This is a genomic window from Marinobacter sp. (assembly GCF_041690455.1).
Classification (GTDB): Bacteria; Pseudomonadota; Gammaproteobacteria; order Pseudomonadales; family Oleiphilaceae; genus Marinobacter.
Genome location: NZ_JAWLHI010000035.1, coordinates 1 through 21274, shown reverse-complemented (window position 1 = coordinate 21274; position 21274 = coordinate 1). Strand labels below are relative to the sequence as shown.

General features: G+C 55.3%; 23 protein-coding genes and 1 tRNA gene. 22 read left to right on the top strand and 2 right to left on the bottom strand.

Annotated elements, in window-relative coordinates; translation table 11 throughout:
* Positions 1–27: 27 nt before the first annotated feature.
* The 21 genes from ACESMW_RS10275 to ACESMW_RS10175 all read left to right on the top strand — a co-directional run bounded on the left by ACESMW_RS10275 (position 28) and on the right by ACESMW_RS10175 (position 19187).
* The gene (locus ACESMW_RS10275; RefSeq protein ID WP_372986941.1) at positions 28–546 is read left to right on the top strand and encodes a terminase small subunit; all 519 of its coding nucleotides are present in this window, start codon (positions 28–30) and stop codon (positions 544–546) included.
* On the top strand, positions 431–2458 hold the full coding sequence (locus ACESMW_RS10270) for a phage terminase large subunit family protein (RefSeq protein WP_372986940.1): 2028 nt from the start codon (positions 431–433) through the stop codon (positions 2456–2458). Before ACESMW_RS10275 ends, ACESMW_RS10270 begins: the two co-directional genes overlap by 116 nt.
* Complete coding sequence (locus tag ACESMW_RS10265; RefSeq protein ID WP_219495874.1) at positions 2455–2661, top strand: phage head-tail joining protein; 207 nt, start codon at positions 2455–2457, stop codon at positions 2659–2661. Before ACESMW_RS10270 ends, ACESMW_RS10265 begins: the two co-directional genes overlap by 4 nt.
* Positions 2658–4253: a phage portal protein gene (locus ACESMW_RS10260; RefSeq protein WP_372986939.1), complete on the top strand. Its 1596-nt coding sequence runs from the start codon at positions 2658–2660 to the stop codon at positions 4251–4253. The genes ACESMW_RS10265 and ACESMW_RS10260 overlap by 4 nt, the downstream gene beginning before the upstream one ends.
* 5 nt (positions 4254–4258) lie before the next feature.
* Positions 4259–4334 (top strand) — tRNA-Met (locus ACESMW_RS10255).
* Positions 4335–4380: 46 nt separating this feature from the next.
* Complete coding sequence (locus ACESMW_RS10250) at positions 4381–5706, top strand: S49 family peptidase (protein ID WP_372986938.1); 1326 nt, start codon at positions 4381–4383, stop codon at positions 5704–5706.
* Positions 5707–5769: 63 nt separating this feature from the next.
* The gene (locus ACESMW_RS10245) at positions 5770–6138 is read left to right on the top strand and encodes a head decoration protein (RefSeq protein ID WP_372986937.1); all 369 of its coding nucleotides are present in this window, start codon (positions 5770–5772) and stop codon (positions 6136–6138) included.
* A gap of 61 nt (positions 6139–6199) precedes the next feature.
* Positions 6200–7219 (top strand): major capsid protein, encoded by a 1020-nt coding sequence (locus ACESMW_RS10240; RefSeq protein WP_372986936.1) that lies wholly within the window; start codon positions 6200–6202, stop codon positions 7217–7219.
* A 93-nt stretch (positions 7220–7312) separates the two neighbouring features.
* Positions 7313–7576, top strand: coding sequence for a hypothetical protein (locus ACESMW_RS10235; protein WP_372986935.1), 264 nt, complete (start codon positions 7313–7315; stop codon positions 7574–7576).
* Positions 7576–7890, top strand: coding sequence for a hypothetical protein (locus tag ACESMW_RS10230; RefSeq protein ID WP_372986933.1), 315 nt, complete (start codon positions 7576–7578; stop codon positions 7888–7890). The genes ACESMW_RS10235 and ACESMW_RS10230 overlap by 1 nt, the downstream gene beginning before the upstream one ends.
* The gene (locus ACESMW_RS10225; protein WP_372986932.1) at positions 7880–8497 is read left to right on the top strand and encodes a phage tail protein; all 618 of its coding nucleotides are present in this window, start codon (positions 7880–7882) and stop codon (positions 8495–8497) included. The genes ACESMW_RS10230 and ACESMW_RS10225 overlap by 11 nt, the downstream gene beginning before the upstream one ends.
* Complete coding sequence (locus ACESMW_RS10220; RefSeq protein ID WP_372986930.1) at positions 8497–8907, top strand: hypothetical protein; 411 nt, start codon at positions 8497–8499, stop codon at positions 8905–8907. Before ACESMW_RS10225 ends, ACESMW_RS10220 begins: the two co-directional genes overlap by 1 nt.
* A gap of 57 nt (positions 8908–8964) precedes the next feature.
* A complete protein-coding gene (locus ACESMW_RS10215; protein ID WP_372986929.1) occupies positions 8965–9936 on the top strand; it encodes a hypothetical protein in 972 nt (323 codons plus the stop codon).
* Positions 9933–10439, top strand: a complete 507-nt coding sequence (locus ACESMW_RS10210; protein WP_372986928.1) for a hypothetical protein — start codon at positions 9933–9935, stop codon at positions 10437–10439. Before ACESMW_RS10215 ends, ACESMW_RS10210 begins: the two co-directional genes overlap by 4 nt.
* Before the next feature lie 164 nt (positions 10440–10603).
* On the top strand, positions 10604–11017 hold the full coding sequence (locus ACESMW_RS10205) for a DUF4124 domain-containing protein (RefSeq protein ID WP_372986927.1): 414 nt from the start codon (positions 10604–10606) through the stop codon (positions 11015–11017).
* Positions 11018–11084: 67 nt separating this feature from the next.
* Positions 11085–13844, top strand: coding sequence for a phage tail tape measure protein (locus ACESMW_RS10200; RefSeq protein ID WP_372986926.1), 2760 nt, complete (start codon positions 11085–11087; stop codon positions 13842–13844).
* Positions 13841–14194 carry a hypothetical protein gene (locus ACESMW_RS10195; protein WP_372986925.1) on the top strand — a complete coding sequence of 118 codons (354 nt, stop codon included), beginning with the start codon at positions 13841–13843 and terminating at the stop codon, positions 14192–14194. Before ACESMW_RS10200 ends, ACESMW_RS10195 begins: the two co-directional genes overlap by 4 nt.
* Complete coding sequence (locus ACESMW_RS10190; RefSeq protein WP_372986924.1) at positions 14191–14598, top strand: hypothetical protein; 408 nt, start codon at positions 14191–14193, stop codon at positions 14596–14598. The genes ACESMW_RS10195 and ACESMW_RS10190 overlap by 4 nt, the downstream gene beginning before the upstream one ends.
* Before the next feature lie 288 nt (positions 14599–14886).
* A complete protein-coding gene (locus ACESMW_RS10185) occupies positions 14887–15759 on the top strand; it encodes a hypothetical protein (protein ID WP_372986923.1) in 873 nt (290 codons plus the stop codon).
* Positions 15759–18392, top strand: coding sequence for a hypothetical protein (locus ACESMW_RS10180; RefSeq protein WP_372986922.1), 2634 nt, complete (start codon positions 15759–15761; stop codon positions 18390–18392). Before ACESMW_RS10185 ends, ACESMW_RS10180 begins: the two co-directional genes overlap by 1 nt.
* Before the next feature lie 612 nt (positions 18393–19004).
* Complete coding sequence (locus ACESMW_RS10175) at positions 19005–19187, top strand: hypothetical protein (protein ID WP_372986921.1); 183 nt, start codon at positions 19005–19007, stop codon at positions 19185–19187.
* Positions 19188–19217: 30 nt separating this feature from the next.
* Here ACESMW_RS10175 and ACESMW_RS10170 read toward each other — a convergent pair whose 3' ends face one another.
* Positions 19218–19454 carry a hypothetical protein gene (locus tag ACESMW_RS10170; protein ID WP_372986920.1) on the bottom strand — a complete coding sequence of 79 codons (237 nt, stop codon included), beginning with the start codon at positions 19452–19454 and terminating at the stop codon, positions 19218–19220.
* 499 nt (positions 19455–19953) lie between these two features.
* Entirely contained in the window at positions 19954–20298 is a 345-nt protein-coding gene (locus ACESMW_RS10165) for a c-type cytochrome (protein WP_372986919.1), read from the bottom strand.
* 268 nt (positions 20299–20566) lie between these two features.
* Between ACESMW_RS10165 and ACESMW_RS10160 the strand changes: the two genes are divergently transcribed.
* Positions 20567–21274 (top strand): DUF6639 family protein (locus tag ACESMW_RS10160; RefSeq protein ID WP_372986918.1); only part of this gene is annotated, 708 nt, incomplete at its 3' end.

Genomic DNA, 21274 nt, shown 5'->3' with positions numbered 1-21274 from the left:
CCTTGGTTTTGAATCAGAGAGTTAGCAATGGGTAAGCGAGTAAACAAGCGAGAGCTTGCTGAGATCTTCGGTATTTCCGAAAGGTCTTTCACGGCTTACCAGAAAGACGGTTCGTTCCCGATTGCCAAAGCTGGCGGTCGGGGTCAGGCGAATGAGTACGACACCCAGGATGTTCACGAATGGCTGATGGAGCGTGCGGTTAACGGCGCGCGCCATGAGTCGGCCCGTGAGCGCCTGGAGCGCATTAAAGGCAACCGGGCAGAGTTGGCCTATGCGCAGGATCTGAAAGAACTGGTGCCGGCGGCACTGGTGGGGGCTCGATTGGAACAGGTGGTGTTGGCTATCCGCACAGGTGTGCTGACTGGCAACCCTAAACTCAAGACTGAGATCGATACGTTGTACGACATCGATCTCGATATCGAGCTTCTGAATGAGCATTCTCGATCAATCCTCCGACAGCTGGCAGGCCTTGGCTGCGAACCTGGAGCTGGTGATAGCCCAGGCTCTGGCCAAGTTCGAGCCGCCGGAGAAGATCAGCTCAACTGATTGGGCGAACCAGTACCGGTACCTTGCCCAGGAGAGCAGCCCGATGCCGGGCAAATACTCCACGGATCTCACGCCGTGGGTGCCTGGCATGCTGGATGCCCTGGACGATCCCACCGTGAAAGAGGTGGTCTGCCGGAAGTCTGCGCAGGTGGCGTGGACGGATGGTGTCTGGAACAACTACCTGGCGCGCCGGATTCACAACGATCCTTGCCCGATCGTCCTTTTGTTTCCGAAGGACAAGACGATCCGGAAGTACCTGGATCAAAAGTTCGTGCCGATGATCGAATCCTCACCGGTGCTTCGGCCACTGGTGGATGTCTCCACTTCCAGGAGCACCGGCAACCGAACGGACTTCAAGAAGTTCCCGGGCGGCTTTCTGGCACTGGTGGCGTCCAACGCACCGGACAACGTGAAGTCACTTTCTGCCCCGGTGGTCTGTGTAGAAGAGCCGGACGACTGCAACACCAACGTCAAAGGGCAGGGGGATTCAGTAAAGCTCCTCGAGGAGCGCGCGAAAACCTACGAATACCGGAAGGTGATCTTCGGGGGCACGCCCACTGTGAAGGGCCTGTCCCGGGTAGACAAAGCCTACCAGGCCAGCGACCAGCGGGTGTTCATGGTGCCTTGCCATGAGTGCGGCGATGAGCACGTGTTGTCCTGGGAAAACGTGATCTGGGATGAGGGCGCCGAGGTGCCCGATGAGATCCTGGGTACCGCCCAGCCCAGCACGGCCCGTTACGTCTGCCCCCATTGCGGGGTGCCCTGGCGGGATGTCGACAAGAACCGGAACGTGCGCAAAGGCTACTGGAAAGCCCAGAAGCCGTTCCGGGGCGTGGCCGGTTTCTACATCAATGAGCTCTACAGCCCGTTCCCGGGCTCCAAGCTCGCCATGCTGGTTGAGCGTTATCTGAAGGCCCGCAAGGAACTGGATCAGGGCGACGAAAGCGACATGATCGTTTTCGAGAACAGCTGTCTCGGCCTGGCCTATGAGTACCGCACTGATGTACCCGGCGAAGATGCGCTGAGAGAGCGGGCCCTGGAGTACCAGGAGCTCACTGTTCCGGCAGGTGGTTTGGAACTCACCGTTGGTGTCGACGTTCAGCACGATCGCTTGGCCATCGTGGTCCGTGCTTGGGGGCGGGGCGAAGAAAGCTGGCTGGTGTACTGGGGTGAGATATCCGCGGCACGCACCTGCATCGATCCGAAAGACCCGGTTTACGATGAGCTGGACCGCTTCATTTTCGGCGTGTACCAGCATGAACTGGGCTTCCCGATCCACGTGTCTGCGGCAACCTTGGACTCCTCCGACGGCCAGACCAACGACGCCATCTACCAGTATGTGCGATCGCGCCGGCGCCGGGGCGTGAAAATCATGGCCGGCAAGGGTGAATCCAACAACCTGAACCGTGAGATTGTCAGCCCACCGAAGAAAGTGGATCTGAACAATAAGACCACGAAGGCCAGCAAGTACGGCCTGCAGGTGCACATTGTTGGTGTCCACAAAGCCAAAGACCTGTTCTTCGGGCGCCTGAAACTGGAGGGCCATGGGCCCGGGCGGATCCACTTCTATGAGCAGGTGAGATCGGACTACTTCACCCAGGTGCTGAGTGAGATCAAAGCACCCTCACGCCAGCGTGGCGGGAGAAAGGTCTACCAGAAGAAATCAGGCGTCCGAAACGAGGCTCTGGATTGCGAGATCTACTCCCTGCACGCGGCCCGTGTGCTGAAGCTGCATGTGCGAAAGCCAGACCAGTGGGATGCCCGCGAGGCCTCACTGAAGCAGGGCGATTTGCTGGCACCGGCAGCGCCTGAACGGGCTGCTGAAGAGCGGCCTGCAGCAAAGCCTGTTCAAACTTCCAAAGCCAATTCCGAAAGCGGAAGCCTGGCTGATATTGCCCGGAGAATGCGATGAGTCTTGAAACCCAGCTGCTGGAGGCCCGCAATGCCTACCACAACCTGCTGACCGGGCAGGCCGTGGTTCGCATTCAGCGGGACGGCAAAACCGTTGAATTCTCCCAGGCCAGCAAGAAAGACCTGGCGGCCTACATTGCCAGCCTGGAAAGCCAGCTTGGTGGCGCTGGCCGTCGCCGTGGTCCTGCGAGGTTCATTCTGTGAAGACTCCAGAAATCAGCTTTGTAGATAGTTCCGGCCAGCCGATCCGGAAGGCTGAGAGCTACACCGGAACCGGTACCGGCTTTGGTGGCCAGCTGCAGCGCTGGAATCCGCGCGCCAAAACGGCGGATGCGGCCCTGCTGCCAGACCTGAAGCGTGGCAACGCACGTGCTGAAGACCTGGTGCGCAACCATGCACTGGCCAAAAACGGCGTGCAGCTGCACGTGGATAACATCGTTGGCCACATGTTCCGGCTCAGCTACAAGCCGAAATGGCGGGCGCTGGGCATGAGCGAAGAGGATGCCCGGGCCTTTGCGAAAGAGGTGGAGGACGCCTTCACCGAATACGCGGAAGACCCGATCAACTGCTATGTGGATGCCGAGCGCAAGCGCACCCTGACGATGATGTGCCGGGAAATCACGGCCAACCACACCAGCGCCGGCGAGGGCATGGCTTCCGCCGAATGGATCACGGGCCGGCCCGGTGCGCTGTTCAACACGGCCATTAAGCTGGTGAACCACCACCGGGTGTGCAACCCGAACAATCGTCCGGACACTAACAATCTTCGGGGCGGAGTGATGGTGGACCGCTTCGGAGCTGCCACCGGCTACTTCGTGCGCAACCATGACATCACCGGCTACGGGCTGTCCGATGGTATGGGCAACACTTGGAGCTTCGTGCCCCGGGAAACCGACTGGGGCCGGCAGCAGTTCCTGCATGTGTTCGAGCCCCGTGGCGATGGCCAGACCCGAGGGGAAAACCAGTTCCTGAGCGTGATGGAACAGCTGCCCCAGCTGAGCAAGCTTCAACAGACTAAGCTGCAGAACGCCATTGTTAACGCCATGTACGCGGCGGTGATTGAAAGCGAGCTGGGCAGTGAAGCCGCCATGCAGATTATTGGCGGTGAGGTCAGCGATACCGACCTGAAAAAGTATCTGAGCACCGTTGCCGATTATCACGAGGGCGCAGATGTTCGCCTGAATGGCGTGAAGATTCCGCACCTGATGCCGGGTGAAGAGCTCAAGTTGCTCACCAGCGCCAATGCCGATAACGGTTTCAGCGAACTGGAATCCTCAATCACCCGCTGGATTGCCGCCGGCACCAACACCTCCAGCGAATCACTGACCAAGGATTACCGGCAGCTGAGCTATAGCACCGCCCGGGCCAGCATGATGGAGAGCTGGCGTTACTTCATGGGCCGCCGGAAGATCATCCCGAGTCGCTTTGCCTCCATGGTGTTTGCGCTGTGGCTCGAGGAAGCGATCGACAGCGGGCGCATCCGCCTGCCGAGATCCGCCACCCGTGGCTTCTACGAAGCGAAGGCTTCCTGGTGCAACTGCGAGTGGATCGGCTCCGGCCGCATCGCCATCGACGGCCTCAAGGAAGTGAAGGAATCCATCCTGCTGATTGAATCCGGCCTTTCCACCTATGAGAAAGAGCTGGCGAAGATGGGCGAGGATTACCAGGAAGTGTTTGCCCAGCAGGTGCGGGAGATGGACGAGCGGAAAAAAGCCGGCCTGCCGCCACCCAGCTGGGTGAAAGCGTTGGCCCTTGCTCCCGAACAGGAGGAGCCGGAGGCAGTCGCCGAAAACTGAGTTTTAGCAGGGTAGAGCAGTTGGCAGCTCATCGGGCTCATATCCCGAAGGTCGCTGGTTCGAGTCCAGCCCCTGCTACCAAACACCACCCCGCCACGGCGGGGTTTTTTAATGCCCGGAGAAAACTATGCGAAACCAGAACATTGCAGCCCGTGTGCTGAATCAGCCGCTGTTGCTGGAGCCTGGCTATGCCCGGGTATTTCTTGGCGCCTTGGCGCCCCGGTTGGGGATTGCCAGCCTGCAGGATGAGTTCGGCCTGATTGAATCGCAGGAAAAGCTGCGGATGCGGGCGGATTCGTTCGGTTCCGATCGGCCACGTAATCGGCCTTATGAAGTACTCGGGGGCGTTGCTCTGATTCCGGTCTCCGGCACGCTGGTTCACAAGTTCGGGCACCTGCAGCCGTATTCCGGAATGACCGGTTACGACGGGATCATTGCCCGGGTAGAGGAAGCCCTGGCGGATCCAACCGTGAACGGCATCCTGCTGGATATGGACACCCCGGGTGGAGAGGTTGCTGGCTGCTTTGATACGGCCCGCCGGCTGAATGAGCTGCGTGGCCAGAAGCCGATCGCCTCCATCTCCTACGACATGGCCTGCAGCGCCGGCATGGCCCTGCACAGCGCCACCGATTACCGATACACCACCACCAGCGCCCGGACCGGTTCCGTGGGTGTGGTGATGATGCACGCCAGCTTTGAAGAGCAGCTGAAGGCCAACGGCATTGATGTGACGTTGATTCACTCCGGCGCCTTCAAAGTGGATGGCAACCCCTACGAGAACCTGCCTGAGCAGGTGCTCGCCAGATTCCAGGCCGAATCAGACCGGCTCCGCAATGAATTCGCGGAGATGGTTGGTACCCATATCGGCCTTTCTGCATCGGATGTGCTTGCCACTGAGGCGGCCATCTATACCGGGCAAGACGCAATCGATGTTGGATTTGCGGACGAGCTCATCAATGGCCACGACATGCTGGCCGCCTTCTCTGACTACATCCAAACCACCACGACAATCGGAGTTAGCACTATGACGGTTGAATCAAAGACCAAGCCGGCGGCCACTGCACCGGCACCCGCCCCGGAAGCCAGCACTGAGCAACCGGACACCGTGGATACCACCAAGCTGGCTGCTGATGCTGCCGCCACAGAGCAGGCCCGCATTGCCGGCATCCTGCAGTGTGAGGAAGCCGAAGGCCGGGGCAAGCTGGCCCAGCACCTGGCGTTCAAAACCACGATGTCTGTGGAAGAAGCCAAAGAGATGTTGGCAGCTGCTGACCAGCACACCACCGTAGCCGCTGGCCCGCAAGGCCTGTTGGACGCAGCCATGGGTAACACCAAGCAGCCGGAAATCGCAGCGGACGCTGGTGGCAGCGAACAGGGCGGCGAGCTCAAAGGCGGCGCCAAGCTGGCCGCTGCTCATGCCAAGGCCACCGGCGGCAGCAACAAAGTCCACTAACCCGGAACGGCTCGCCACTGGCGGGCGGTTTGAGAACCTGTTTTTAACCGAGAGGAAACAACCATGTCTGATATCTACGCAGGCTCTTCATACGTGCCTTACCAGCCGGCGCCGTTCATTCTGGGCGGCCTGGTGGCATTCGACAGCGGCACTTTGGCCAGTGGCCAGAACTTGCCCCGAGGTCGGGCGATTGGGCGTGTTGCCGCAACTGGCAAGCTCGTGGAGTCTCAGGAAGACGCAACTGACGGCTCCGAAAAGCCGATCGGCTTCCTGAACCACGATGCAGATGCCAGCGGTGGTGATATGAACGTGGTGTATGCCAAAGGCGGCGACCTGGACAAAACCCAGGTGAGCTTCCACAGCACCTGGAGCGACATCGAGCAATTGGCCGCCTTCGACGGCACGCCCATTTCACTTGTAACCCCGGAGTGATCGCCCGGTAGCCCTGCGTTACCAGCATCACCTGATTAACCAGATCTGAGGAGATCACCCCATGACCTACAGCACCACTGAGTTGCTGGACGGTACCCGCCGTCTGGATCCGTTCATGCCGTTCCTGCTGAACCTGCTTTGCCCGGGGTTCGTGACTTTCGGCACCAAAGAAATTGCCTTTGATGCCTGGGATGAAGACTTCAAACTGGCTCCGTTCGTGAGTCCCTACGTGCCTGGCCAGGTGAGCCAGCAGCCGGGCGGCGAACTTCGAAAGTTCATTCCGCCGTACCTGAAACCGAAGGATGTAGTGGATCCCTCAAGGGTTCTTGAGCGCCGCCCTGGCGAAGGCTTCAATGGTCCCCTGACGCCAGAGGAACGTGCCGATGCTATTCGCGTGGATCTGTTGGCCACTCACCGCAAAAAGATCCGCCGGCGGGAAGAGTGGATGCTGGCCCAGGAGCTTCTGACGGGCCAGGTAGTTGTCTCTGGGCCGAAGTATCCCGAGAAGCTGTTGGACTTCCGCCGTGATCCAAACCTCACCGTCGATATCTCTGCTGGTGCTGGGGCATGGAACCAGAGCACCGCGAAGCCGGCGGAAGACGTCGAGGACTGGTTCGGGGATGTTGAAGCGCCAGCCACTCACGTGATCTTCGGTCCTGGTACCTTCCGCGCAGCCATTGGCAACGAAGAGTTCAAAGAACTGGCCAGCACTCGCCGCGGCTCCGAAACCACCTTTGAGATGGCGCCTGCTGAAACTGATGCCTTCTATCGCGGCCGCTTCGGTGAGACTGGGCCGGAACTCTGGGAGTACAAAGGTTGGTACAAGGATGCCCAGGGTAACAAGCAGTACTTCATTCCCTACGGCCATGTTGTGATCGTGAGTGCCGCGGGCGCAAGCGGTGTTCGTGCCTATGGTGCGATTCTGGACGCCAACGCGCAGTACCAGGAAGCGGAAATGTGGCCGAAGAACTTCACCACAGACGACCCCGGTATTGAGTACATCATGACTCAATCTGGCCCGCTGCCGATCCTTCGCCGGATCGACGCCACCCTGTGTGCGAAGGTGCTGCCGACTCCGTAACCGGTGCACTGAAATGATGAATTAAGCCGGTCTTTTTCACCTGAAATGGGCCGGCTTTTTCATATCTAAATCGAATCCTGAAAGGTGAATGACATGGCTGCAAAGAAAACCAAAGTGGTGTTTATCAAGCGGGTTGAAGACCGCGATAAAAACACCCGTCAGAAGACAGTGATCAAAGCTGGGACCAAAACTGAGCTGACCGCTGCTGAGCTCAAGACCTATGAAAGCTGTGTTCGTGTGATCAAGGACGATGGCGAAGTAGGTGAGCGGCCTGTGCTGGCCTCTGGCGCTGCACCAGACGCCAGCGGTAGCGCATCGGACGATGACGAAACCGGCGACGGCGCCAGCGGCGACTGATGGCCAGCAAGTTCGATTCAATGGCGGACCGGCTTGAGTCCGCCATTGATGAAAAGTTCGCCGTGGATGCGGTGTACACCGATGCTCAGGGCGCCAGCTTTGAGATCCGCTGCATTCTGGATCGCGATGTGGAACAGCGCCAGGTGTATGACACCAACCTGCCCACCTTCCGGAATCAGATCGAAATCCGGAAGAGCTACGTTGACCGGCCCCGGCGCGGTGATCGGGTGACCATCGAGCAAACCGAATGGGTGCTGGATGGGCTGATCACGGATGACGGGCATGTGACGAGGCACTACGCAAATGCAAGTTGAAGTTGATCGCTCCAGCCTGCAGGAAGTGCGGGCACTGTTGGCGAAGTTTTCGGATGGGGCCACTCGTGCGCATGCCAGATCCCTCAACAAAACCATTACAAAGAGCCGCACTGAGTCCAGTAAAGAGATTCGGAAACAGGTTCGCCTGAATGCGGCTTATGTGAAGAGCCTGATGACGATCACCAAGGCCTCACAGAAAAAGCTCCAGGCAAAGATTTCGACACCTTCCCGGGGCCTTCTGCTTTCGCGCTTCTCAACGGATACAAGCATTGCCGGTGACAAAACCAGCTGGCTCAAACCGCCCGCGATTCCGAAGCGTGGAATCCGAGTGAAGGTGAAGCCAACGGGTGGCGCCAAGGTTTTTGAAGGTGACAGCGAGATTGAGGGCAAGCCTTTCTACATGGTTCTGCCTGGCACCAATGGCCGTGTTGCGATCGCCGGACGGCGTTCGAAGATCGGTTCTGACGGCGGAAGGATCAAAGTCTTCTACGGGCCCTCGCTTTCCCAGGTGTTCACGGATGTGAAAGAAGACATCGCTGAGCCCCTGGCGCTGTACCAGATGCAGCAATTCGAAAAAGAAATCGACGCCATTATTAGGGGCTACTGATGCCAGATAGCATTCGAGAACAGGTTGTTCAGGCCTTTGCGGCCAGAGTGGGAGCGGAACGCGGCAAACAGCTGGACAACAGGGAAGAGCTGCCATCACGGGTTATCTGGGATCCTTCCGAAACTGCCGAGAAGCTGAAGTACCGGAAGTATGAAATGACCCTGACGCTCAACGTCGGGGAGATGGCGAAGCGTGACCACAGCATCAACTCGAGTGTTCAGGGTAATCAGATGTTGGCGGCAATGCTTGATGATGCCCTGGCCAGCGATCAGACCCTTGGCGGGCTCTGCAAGCACATCAGCTACACAGATTCGGTTCTGGATTCCCCAGATCCGGGCCAGAACGAAATGATCATTCTGGTGACTTTCCAGATCGTTTACGAAACCAGCAATACCAGCCCTTACCAGTAACACCTCCAGTCAGACAAACCCCGCGCCCGGTGGCGCTTGAAAACCAGGAGAAACCCTATGTCTACAGACAACGCGCTGCTCGAATTTGAAGGCGGGCAGAACGCCTTTCCTATGACTGCATTGTCCGATTCTGGCGATGCGCAAATCTTTGAATCCGGCGAAGAGCTGTGGTCGCAGGCTGCCGGCTTTGCGCCAGTGGTTCGGGCTGATGGTGTGGTAACCGGTGGTGCCTGCTCTCCGGCATCTGGCAGTGATGCGGTAGCGATTGCAGCCTTCACCGCCTTTGTGTCGGGCGAAGAACTGGCTGTGGCTGCTCAGTCCAGCATTTCTGTAACTCGAGCCTCCACCCAAACCCACATGATCAACAGTATTGTTTGTGATAGCGCTGGCGATGTGACTGCTGTTCCTGGAACGGAAGGCGCGTCTTTCACTGAAGTCCGAGGCGATGCCGGTGGACCGCCTTTGATTCCGGTTGGTTCCATTGAACTTGCCCAGGTTCGCCTGAGCAGCGATACCGCTGCTGCAGTGACAGAAGGCGAGATCTTCCAGCTGGTGAACGTGCACATGGAAAGCGCTGTGTTCCCGATCGCCACCATCGATTATGTGAATGGTGAGGTGAGCTTCAGCTCCGCTTTGAAAAAGATCCACACTGGCGATGTGACCAAAGGCGTTTATGCCAGCTTTGCCACACCGGAGTTTATCGAAGCGTTCGATGCTTACGACTTCGTGCCTTCCGAGGTGGGCTATTCTTCTTCCAGTAAGCAGACCTACACCCGGGTTAAGAACTCCCGTTCCCAGAGCCTGAACAACGCCAGCTTCAGCGTGGATCTCACGGATGGGATCAGCGACACCATTGCGAGTGTTCAGGGCCAGAACCTGTACTTCCGTTTCTATCCAGACAAGAATCGGCCCCAGCACTTCATCGAGCAGGGCGTGCTGTCCATTGCCCGGACCTTCCCGGCTGGTGGCGATATCGTGGCCAGCTGCACCATCAACGTGGATGAGAAGGGCAAAGAGGTATCGCTGTGAGTAATTTTGACCTTGCCGCTTTCCGCAAGGCGAAGTTTCAGGAGCGGGCACAGGATGTCCCGCTCTCTGGTCTCACCGCTGCTGGCTTTGGTGGCTATGAAGGTGAGGGCGATGATGCCACGCCCAAGCCGGTCGTTTACCGGGTGCGCGGCCTGACAGCTCAGGAGCTGGCAAAAGCAGACCAGGAAGCGGACAACAGCAAAGTGCTGCTGAAGGTGGCAGAGCAACTGGCCGGCACCGAATCCGAAAGGGCTCAGGGCTTGCTCTCTGGCCTGGGGCTTGGTGATGACACACCCAAGGCACTGGCGAAAAAGCTCTCTCACGTTCAGATGGCGGTGGTCTCTCCGCAGCTGAAGATTCAGGATGTGGTGCGCATTGCGGATGCCTACCCCATGGACTTCCTGGAACTGTCCGTTCATATCTATGACCTGACCGGCCAGGGCAAGGTTGCCCAGGTAAAGCGAAAGCCCTCTGGAAAGAGCCAGACATCCAAGCCAGCCTAGCCCTGGCGGATCGCAAGGGCCGGTTTCTGTTTGAGATCCGGCCTGATGTGTTTCCAGAGGGCTACCTTACGGAAACTGAAGTGAGCTTGTGGAGCCGTTGGTTTGAAGCGCAGAGCAAAAAGTAATGTGCTATGGTTTTACAACCTGTTACACGGAGGTAATCCATGCGCTTTTTATTCCTGCTGTTAGCCACCCTTTCATTCTCCGCCGTTGCCCAAGTCTACAAGTGGACCGATGAGAACGGCAATGTTCACTTCGGGAATCAGCCTCCACCTGGTCAGCAGGAAGAAGTGCATATCCGGGAAAGCAAGACCGGCTCCATGGTTACGGAAAAGCAAAAGCAATTGGTTGACCGGATTGATCGAGAGAGAGCAGCTCGGCATCAGGAACGGATGGCGGAAGCCAGGGCTGAGCGAAACCAAACCAACTACGCCTGCGAATCCGCTCAATCTGACCTCGATTACTATCAAGAGACCCGGGACGACATCGGCAGTGCGGGATACAGCGCTGGTGATATGCGGTACGTGAAAGCCAAGATCGCGGACGCTCGGCGCCGAATTCAGCAAAACTGCAGATAGACCTCACAGCTAGATTTGATCCCACAGAACCCCGCTCCGGCGGGGTTTTTTAATGCCCGGAGAAAACATGGCAGACCTCAAGAAAACGGTAGAGCTGATCTTCGGCGGCGTTGATAACACCGGCGGCGCCATCAGTTCTGTTGGCCGCGGGCTGGATGGCCTGGTGAACAAAACCGGCAACGTGACCGGCGTTCTGGCTGATATCACAGACAGCATCGTGAAGCTGGATCTTGCCCTGGCTGCAGCTGGTGTGGGTATCACCGCCTTCGCCGTAAAGCTGTCGGATGATTTCGATACCGCATTCGGCGAGATCGCCACCCTGATCGGGCAGCCAGCGGACAACCTGCGGGATTTTCAAGATCAGATTCTTTCCTATTCGGAAACGTCAACCGCATCACTCGATGCCATAACCAGCGCCACCTACAGCGCGATCTCTGCCGGCGTTGATTACAAGGATTCGCTGGAGTTGCTGGCTGCCGCTGAGACGCTTTCGGTTGCAGGTCGTGCTGATCTTGGCGAAACCACTGTTGCTCTCGTTAGCACCCTAAATGCGTTTGGCGCATCGGCAGATCAGGCCAGCGCATTCGCTGACGACTTCTTTACAACGGTTCAACTTGGCCAAACGACGATACCGGAACTGGCGTCTACAATCGGTAGGCTAGCCCCTATCGCTGACGCGGCAGGGCTTTCGTTCAAAGAGGTTGGCGCAGCCATTGCCACCATTACTTCCGGGACCGGCACCAGTACCGCCGAAACAATTACTGGCATAAGGGCTGCTCTTAACTCAATTATAGGCCCCTCAAAGCAGGCAACTGAACTGGCCAATGAGCTTGGTATTGAGTTCAACGCCAGCGCCCTTGCAAGCAAGGGGTTTGCAGGTTTCTTGCAAGAGGTCACAGATAAGACTGGCGGCAATGTGACCGTTCTCAGAGAGCTTTTCGGCACACAAGAGGCACTCGTTCCAGTGCTTGCCTTGACTGGCGAAAACTCCGAGAGACTTTCGGAAAGTCTTGAAAAATACGGCAGCAACGCAGGTGATGCGGTAACTGCCTCAAAGGAATTGACCAATACTCTTGGGCTGCTTGGACAAACCCTTCAGAACAACGTTAATTCAGCGCTAATCGAACTGGGCTCAAACCTCACGGACGAGACCCGCTCGGTTGTTCAGTCGATCACCAGCATCTTCAATTCCCTGGGCAATGAGATAAAGCTGGATGATGGCGCGTTCGCACCGATACTGAACGGCCTGGAAGGGCTTGCTCAGGACATCGACCAAAAGCTTCAGGTTATCGCCCAAAACTTCCCTGAAGCGCTCTCAGGGCTGGACTTCTCTGACCTTCTTGAATCGTTTGGTGATTTGGGTGGAGAGCTCGATGATTTGTTTGTGGGCCTGTTTGGTAACGTGGATCTTTCCACTGTTGAAGGCCTTCAGTCCGCAATGCAGCGTGTGGTGGATGCGTTTACTGCGTTGGTTCAGGTCTCCAGCGGAATTGCTGAAGGGCTTGAGCCCCTGTTCATTGCGCTGGGTAAAGGTATCGAGGGCTTTGAGAATCTGGATTCTCAGACCAAACAGAGCATCGGCGAGCTGCTGGGTGTTGGCAAAGCAATTGACACCGTGCTCCCAGCCATCGGCGGGCTTGCCGGCGGCCTCGAATCTATCGGTACTGGTCTCACAGCATTGGCCGGTGCGCAGGGATTTAAGGCTCTGATCGGAAACCTGAACAGCGTGAAAACCATTGCGGCTGGTGCCGGCAAGTTCGGCCTGGTTGGTCTGGCTCTGGCCGGTGGCTATGGGCTTGGCACGCTGATCAATGAATACATCATCGGGCCTATCGAAGAAGAGTTTGGGCAATCCATTGGTGGCTGGCTGTATGAGAAGTTCAATGCCGATGAGATCGCCAAGATCAACGGCAGTCTTGAGGGTGTCGGCAACCAGGTAGAAGCCACTGCCCGCGAAACCGATGAGCTGCGGGATCTGAACGACCGCCTGGCCGAATCCCTCGACAATACTAAACAGGCGGCAGAGCTGGATATCGAAGCTTTGAACAACCGTGCTGCAGAGCTGGTCAAAAACTCCGCCGAACAGAAGGCCCTTAACGACTCCCTCTCTGACTACAGCGGCAACCAGCGGGAAGTGACCACCGCCCTGGATGAGCTGAGTGATTCTGTCACGAAGAGCGGCGGGGCGCTTGGTGAGGTCTCTCGCACCACCAAAGAGCTTTCCGACAATAACCAATCGCTGCAACTGGGCTATGACGAAGCCACCGGCAAGATCAATTCCTTCTCCGGTACCATCGTCAAGTCCGGCGATGCCATGGAGGATACCGCCAAGAAAACCGAAAAGGCGGTGGAGAAATCCGAAGAGTTCTTCATTGAGATGGAGAAGATCGCCAGCAATGAGCGGATAAAGAACATTGAGGCGAACATTTCGCTGGACATTGCTGAGGTGGAGGCGAACGCCAAGAAAGTAGAGGCAATTGCAGACACCATCAGCGATACGTTCGCGAACACGGGGAAGGTGATCACCGACCTCTTCGGCGGGTTTGATGACGCCAGCCGCTCCACCCAGATCGACCTATCCAAACAGATCCGCCAGGAGAATGAGTTCCGGCAACAGGCGCTGAATGACCAGAGTAAGTTAACACAGGCGCAGGTGGATCTGATCAAGGAAAAGACACGGCAGATTTCAAGGGGTGACTCTGTGCTCACCGTGAATGCTCCGGGCCTCGAGCCTCACCTGGAAGCAATTTGGTACCAGATACTCGAAAACTTGCAGGTGAAAGTTAACGCTGAGGGCGAGGAAATGCTTTTGGGACTTAGAACATGAACGTATCGATCGCCGCCCCACTGTTCGACCTTGATGGTTACGTGCAGCTTTTCGACCTGGATCCGGACGGTTTGTTGGGTTTTGAGCGCCGGAATAATCGGATACCGACGCTGGATGGCAAAGCTGCTATTCCTGACTTTGGATACTCAGATGCTGATCGCACTTTGGATATTCGCTGGCGGGCGCGAGATCGGGATGTCATTGAGAACGTTCGCAGGCTTGCCAAAACCTACAGCCGCCTGATTGTTGCTACCGACGAAGGCTGCTTTCTCGGTGCACCCGGGCCGTTCTCGCTAAGCGGGGATGAAGCCCGCATTCAGATACTGGTTGAAAAGAGGATTGACCAATGAAAATCACTACTGCCCGCCGTACCGCCATTGCCCAGGACCTGGTTCAGGATATGGCAGCCGGCTCTGTAAACCCCAATCCTGTGATTGAAATTTATGACGGCACCATCCCGGCGTCTATGGGCGGGACGATCACAAGCACCTTGTTGGGCACCCTCACCTTGACCCCTGGCGTTGGCACGGTTAGCGCTGGGGTTCTGACTTTCGACACCATTACTGATGACAGCTCTGCAGATGCGTCAGGAGAGGCTGGATGGTGCCGGGTTCTTGACCGGAATGGCGATGAGGCCGCCTATTTCACGATAGCAGATGACGGTTCTGGAGAAATCAACTTCAACGAGGCCACCATTGTAGTCGGCGCTCCTATTTCCATCACCTCGCTGTCGCTGGTCGTTGGGGGCCAATAATATGGCCTTTTACGAGTTCTCGGGTGGGATTTCTAACCCGATACCAAACACGACCGACTTGGATCTCGTCATGCGATTCTCATCCGGTCAGCAAGTTAGTCGAATTGCCTTTTTCATTCCTGGGGGTAATGACATCCCGATTTATATCAACACGGACCCAGAGGTGAGCCTTACGGGCTCAGAAAGCGCCTGGCTGACAATGGTTAGCAAAGATAGCTCAGGGGATGTAATCGGGGTTCACACCATCGGCCCTTACTTGGTTTCTGATATTGGAACAGAGGTCACGTAATGCCGGCGCCAGACTTTAATAATATAGATCTGGTGCTTCTTCCCGCTCCAGCCCCGGATTTTAACAACATAGACCTTCCTGCCCTTGAAAACATAGACACTACCGTAACCCTAGATTTTTCAGTTTCAGGGACTGGAGAGACCCCGCTTGCAGGTACCGGGGCAGTAACGCTTCCGTTCATCGTGACTGGCGCTGGCCTAAAGGTTTCAGGCGGCGAACTGGGCCTTGATCTGACAGCCAGCGGTACGGCGAAAAATGGATTCGAGGGTCAGGGGTCTTCATCCCTTAGTTTGTCGGCTTCGGGCGGAGGGTTTTCAGATTGGCTTTCATTACTTCCAGCCATTCAGTTGCAGGAGCTCTATCGCCTCAAGATAAGTGGTGATGCCAACGGCCTGGATGATCTCTATATCGGGCAGATATCCAGTTGGCAGGCCACGAACCAGGCAGGCACCCGATCGTCTTACGTTCAAGCAGTGATCCCGGATGCTGAAGCCTTCATCTCCGATATCGATGCTAGAAAGGATGGCTCTCTGTCAATCCAGAAAGGCTACCGGCTCGCTGACGGTTCCGAGCGGTATGAAGAAATCCTGAGTTCACGGTTCGATTTGCTCAGGCCAGACCGGGGCGGCAGGGCTTTGACACTGACGGTATCAGGTTACATCGCAGGAAAGCCAATCTCGAAAGGTTATCGGAAGCTCACTGGTGTTCGCTCTATCAGCTCCCCATCTGGGAAGCGACGGGTGCGCTGTGATATCGATATGTTTCTTCAGCCCGGAATGACGGTTGATGCTCTTGGCGAAGTCTTCACCGCTGGATACATCAATTACTACGTTAATGAAACAGGTAAATTCTGCGAAGTTGGTGAACGATAATGTCCAAGGGCGAAATTGTTAGCTCTCTGGGAGAAGGGAAGTATGTTGTCCGTCAGTTTTTGTCAGTTGACAGCATAAAGGTTGAGATTCAGTCACTCACCAAACGGCTTGCAGAACTGGCCGTTCAGATACCAGAAAAGAAGACTGAAGTACTCCAGAAAGAAAGCGAGATTGAGCAGGTAAAGTCAGAGATCGATGATTGGCTCGGCCTCTACCTCACAGACCAGGAGGCTGCACGGGCGGGCCTGAGAAACAGCCAGAGCCAGTTGGTTCGCCTGAACTCCCAGCTTCGGCTTCTCAATATTTATCTGACCCAACTCATTGCTGAAAACCTTTCCAAACTCAAGCGGAGAAACCTGCTCGAGGGTATCCCTGAGTATCGTCAGTTTGAAGCCTGGTGTGCAGACTATTCCCCGGAAATGGCAGGTGAGGTTGGGCTCATCGATATCAATGATGAGGGTGGCCAGGGCATTTTGGTCCAGCCCGGCTATCTGGGTGGAGCTGTATACGATGCGGCGCGGGATGGCGGGCTGTTCCCGTACCTAGCACAATCTGGGCCCCAGATATTTTTCAATGCCGCCATTCTTCCAGGCGTTCAGAAATGGCTGCCAAGATATCGAGTTGGCACGATTACACAGTTGACCATCGACGGCGCGAGCGTTGACCTTGATCCCGCTGAGTCCTCGGCCCAAGGGTTGCCGATCAATCAGAATCAAACCCTGGAAAACATTCCTGTTGTGTATATGGACTGCAATTCTGCGGCCTTTGAGGAAGGTGACAGGGTTGTCGTTCGCTTTACCAAGTCCGGCCCGCTTGTAATTGGCTTTGAGAGTGAACCAAAAGCCTGCTCCGCGAAAATCATCTGCACGCCAATGAAGTCAACTGGCGTTTGGGCGGCTGACTATTTCGGCGCGCCATTTGAGGATGAAAACGGCCAGGAGATCAACCCGCCTCTGGGCACGATCTATGGCGCTGGTGGCGCATGGGTGTTCACGACAGTTCCAGATAAGTATTTGCGAGGCGTAGAGCAGAACTATGGCCTGCGCAACTGGATCGGGCGCGGGCCTTCGGATGTTCTTAGCTGGCACGGCCCTGCCAGCAGAATCTGCGGCCTTAGTCACGAACTGGAGGGGATTGACAGTCTGAACAAGTATTCGGATGAGCGCCCCGCCTATGACAGCAGGGTGTTCTACAAAGGCAAGGTGATATGTGATCTGTATTTTGTGAATATCCATCCGGATTTTCGGACGGTGGACGGTGCCGCCATTGTCTATGGAGCGGATAGAAGCCAGCGATGGCTCCGTGTTTGCGCCAGCAATATGCGGTACGGCATCTTCAGCCAATGGCAAGACCCTGCTGACCGCTACAGTTGCCGGATAATCGATATCCCATGGAATGGCGATATGCCAGACTTGGCCGGCGCCGAAATTATAGACTCCTACGATTCCGAATATTTGATTCCGCCATCTCAAGGAATGTATTTCTCAGAATCCGGCGCCAAAGCTGTCATCTGCTTTAGTCGTGAAATCTTCAGCATTTTGGCCGTTCATTGGAGCAGTGCAACAAGTTTCACTGAGGAGCCGATTTTTCTGCCGGGGCCAGACGGTGAGGGGTCATACAATTACTCGCTTACTGGCGATGTATATTCTGGAGTAATAGAAACGGACACGCGCTCGGGGTTTTATCCGGACTACACCCAGATCATCGGCTACGAATTTGTGGGCGAGACCGCCACAAGATTGGAATATCGCAGGGGGTCGGTTCAGGAGTCCGTGTTCAGCTCTAATCGCCAGGATTTCCAGCTGACTAGTCTGACCTATGTGAATTCCGGGACTGCTTCAAACCCGAATAATTACTGGGAGCAATGTTGGAAGGCCACAAACACAACCGTAACCTTGCAGCGGCAGAGAACGGTGGGGGCGGCAAGTGTTTGGTTCGGCGCTGAAAAGCTCGTAGGAGCGGAGCGCCCACTTACCTCCTCAACCCAGTCCGAGACCGTGCGATCTGGCTCGTTTGGCTCTCTGCAAGTGAACGGCAGTTCTACTTCTACCACTACGTCCGATGACTTTCTAAGGACTGGAGCGCTAATCGATGCGCGATTCGGGCTTTTTGCGTGCGAATATCAATCAATAGATGACCAAACCCAGACAGCATTCAACGGAACATCCTCCACGCAGACCCGTGTTACAACCAAGGATATCAGGTATCGGCTCTACCAGAATGGTCAGGTTGTGCAAGAAATTGCACCGGACCCGTACACAAATACGGTCGTCACTGTTAATCCAATATCAGGAGACTTTGACAATGGTGAGCGGTGCGACCAAACGCCCCTCGATTCCGCTAACGAATCCCAGTCTGGCGCCTGGACTCCGAATTATGGGTCAGGAGGGGCTACTTTCCACATAAATGCACCGAATAGCGCCCTTTCTAAGAACACAAGAATTCAACAGGCGTCTATGATTAGTTTTGGGACCGGGGTTGCAGCGAGCTTTGAGTGGTTTTACCCATTGGGGGATAACGAATACGAACTTCACCGATTCACTTACATGGATGGCGCCGGCGACCCTGTTCAATACATTCTTAATAAGAGTGCTGATGACGGGTATATGATCGGAAATTTTAGTTTGTACTAAGAGCCTTCTCCCCGAATTCCTGAAGTCTCTGGTCGTCGGTTCAGATCCCCCTTTTCAGGTGATTTTTTAGCCCAGGAATCCCTGTATTCTCTTTGAAGTGGACTTGGGTATGGCCGCTTTGAGGAATCCGGATCTGTGTTTTAATGGTTTCGGTGCTGACAATTCCTGGAAGTGCATTATTAATATGCAATTATTAGGAGTCAGGGGGTTGCAGTTTGAAAAAGCGTGGTTTCATAGAGTGTAGACCCATTTAGTGGAGCCGGTGGAATTTCGATTTGAGTAGTAAGTGTCGCTTTTTTAAACGGATTAGTTACCGTTTTTGCAAAATCTAACTAGAATCCAGAGCGAGGAGCATAAATTAGAGGGGTAAAGATTACTTTCCTAATTTCACTTCGGCCGTAATTTAAGTCCAGCAAAAGCAAGGAGGTGATGAGACGAACAGAGCTGTGAACGCAGAAACTAAAAAGCAGGCCTCGGGAGGCCTGCCTGGAGCTAGCGGTTTGAGTTTGCCGACTTCGTTACCGCACTATCTAGGATACACCATGCAAGGTGTATTTCCAGCACTCCCGTGTGCCTGTTTGTGTGCAACTGATCCACGATAAGGAGAGAAGTATGGATCTGAAAGCCGCAAAGGCACTACTCGAAACGCTCATATTTGCCATTGAGCAGGCAGTACACCTGAATGACAAGAATGCTCTGCTTCTTGTTACTGAGTTCTTCAGGGTGATTTTTGCCCAGGAGAAAGAGCTCGTGCTTCAGGTGTTGCACCAGATCCTTGGTGCTTTCGAGGAGTGAAAAAAGGGAGGGGCTTCCGGCCCCTCCCTATCAATATCTCGGCTTCATATCCCGTAACCCCTGGAACTTGGCAATCAGCTTGTCCCAGGCCTGCCGCATTTTCTCTTCCCGAAACTCTTCGATCTGGGCCAGCTGCTCCGCGCCCAAGTTCTGATTGGCCTCTCTCAATCCTTTGTTCCAGCGCACGCGGATATCGCACCCGCCGGCATAGATTCGGATCTCCGCCTGGGCATCTGGCGCTATCGATCGCTCCAACTCTTGGAGCATTTGTGTGGTGATTCGCAAGGGTGTCCACTCCACCTGGTTGAAGTGCTGGAGGATACGCGAAAAGCAGGTGAGAGCGACCACTGTATAAGCGATTCGTTTCGGGAAAATATCGGGAAAATATCGGGAAAGAAAAAAAGCCAGTTCTCACGGTGCGCGTAAGTAACTGACTTTATTTGCAGAATTGGTAGGACCACCCAGATTCGAACTGGGGACCTCTACCATGTCAATGTAGCGCTTTAAGTCTGATTACTTTGGGGCAGAATTGGGGCAGAAACAGAGCCTAAGTTGTCCGCTTATGTCCGGTGGAATTTTCATAACAATCTGATTTTACAGCATTGTCCTTTTATGTCCTGCTGTGTATGGGGGTTCGAATCCCTCCCTCTCCGCCAATATAAAACCCCAGCAGCAATGCTGGGGTTTTTTATTGGCCGATTGGCAGGGTATGAGGAACCCTCGCTGGTTCGACCGAAGCCTTTTCTTGAATCCGAGGGTTTCTCACTTAATTAGATCGCATCTCCAGTATCCAGTTAACCAGTTTTGTTGCTTCCTGTTCGCTGACCTCAGGTCGATCATCCATTTCGGGCATCTTCGCCGAGCCCCAGTGGTCTTCTCCACCTGTCAGAACGACCTCAACCAGCCTGTCAGCATCATCCCTCGTATATTTCTGGGCGATGCTGTTAAAAGATGGTGATCGAGGCACGTCATCGCTTCTGGTATGACACACCGTGCACTGTTTATCTTCGGCAAGTTTCATAATGTCTTTACCGTGGGAGTCTGCCAGTGCTGTTACCGAGCCAAGGCTGAGGCAGCCTGCAAGCGCTGTTGGCACAATGATCCTTTTCATGGCGGCATCCTTTCATTCGATCATCGATTGATGGTGCGAGAGTACTGCCAATGGTCGTAACCAATACTGCCAACTCTTAAACAAATCTAGACCAAGAAGCGCTGCATTTATAGTAATACAGACGATAAAACTCCCCCTTGATCTGATCATGGCCTTCTGGTCTTTGTCGGATACTTCGCATTTTGCATTTTGTGTTTCCGAGGAGCAGTCTTTGGATGTAGCCAAGCGTCGCCCATGCTCGTGAGCATAGGGCGCATAGGTCGGAACAATGAAGGGATATCTGTTGTGCAGAATCGCCGAGGTTGCCGTCAAGCTAAGCACGTCAGTAATAGCGTGCTGCCTGCTGTTTGCATCTATCTGGCTGATACATTCTCAGGGCTATGGCGCTACCGCTGTCGTGTGCACGGTTCCGGGCGTTACCGTAAACAGTGACCGGGCAGAGGATGGGGAGCTGGCGTGCAAAGCGGCTGGCAAAGCACTAGCGTTCATGCGTCATCAAGGTTTTGAAGTTAATACCCGGTTTACACTCGATCTGGTAGATCGTTCTCTGAGCCTTCATGGCGCAGAGGTCAAGGGTACCTACGATTCCAAGAGATTTCGCATTGAGGTTCCCAGTTTCAGCCAGGCCCAAGTAATGGCGCAACGCCATCCGCCTTTCGGGATGAATATGTGCGAAGAAATGTGGCAAAGTTTCGTGGTTCACGAGGTGGCTCACGCTGTTGCACAGGCTAACTTTAAAGTGCGAAAGCCTTCATTGGAGGCACATGAGTACATTGCCTATGTGGTACAAATCGCGACTCTTCCCGAACCGCTAAGAACTCGGCTGCTGGCGAAATTCGATAATCTGGCGTTTCAACATGAGAGGCAGATAAGTCGGACTTTCCTACAGTTGGAACCTGAAGTTTTTGCGGTAAAGGCCTATAGACATTTTTCTGCGCATCCCGATCCTCAAGCCTTTTTTCAGCGTCTTCTGAAC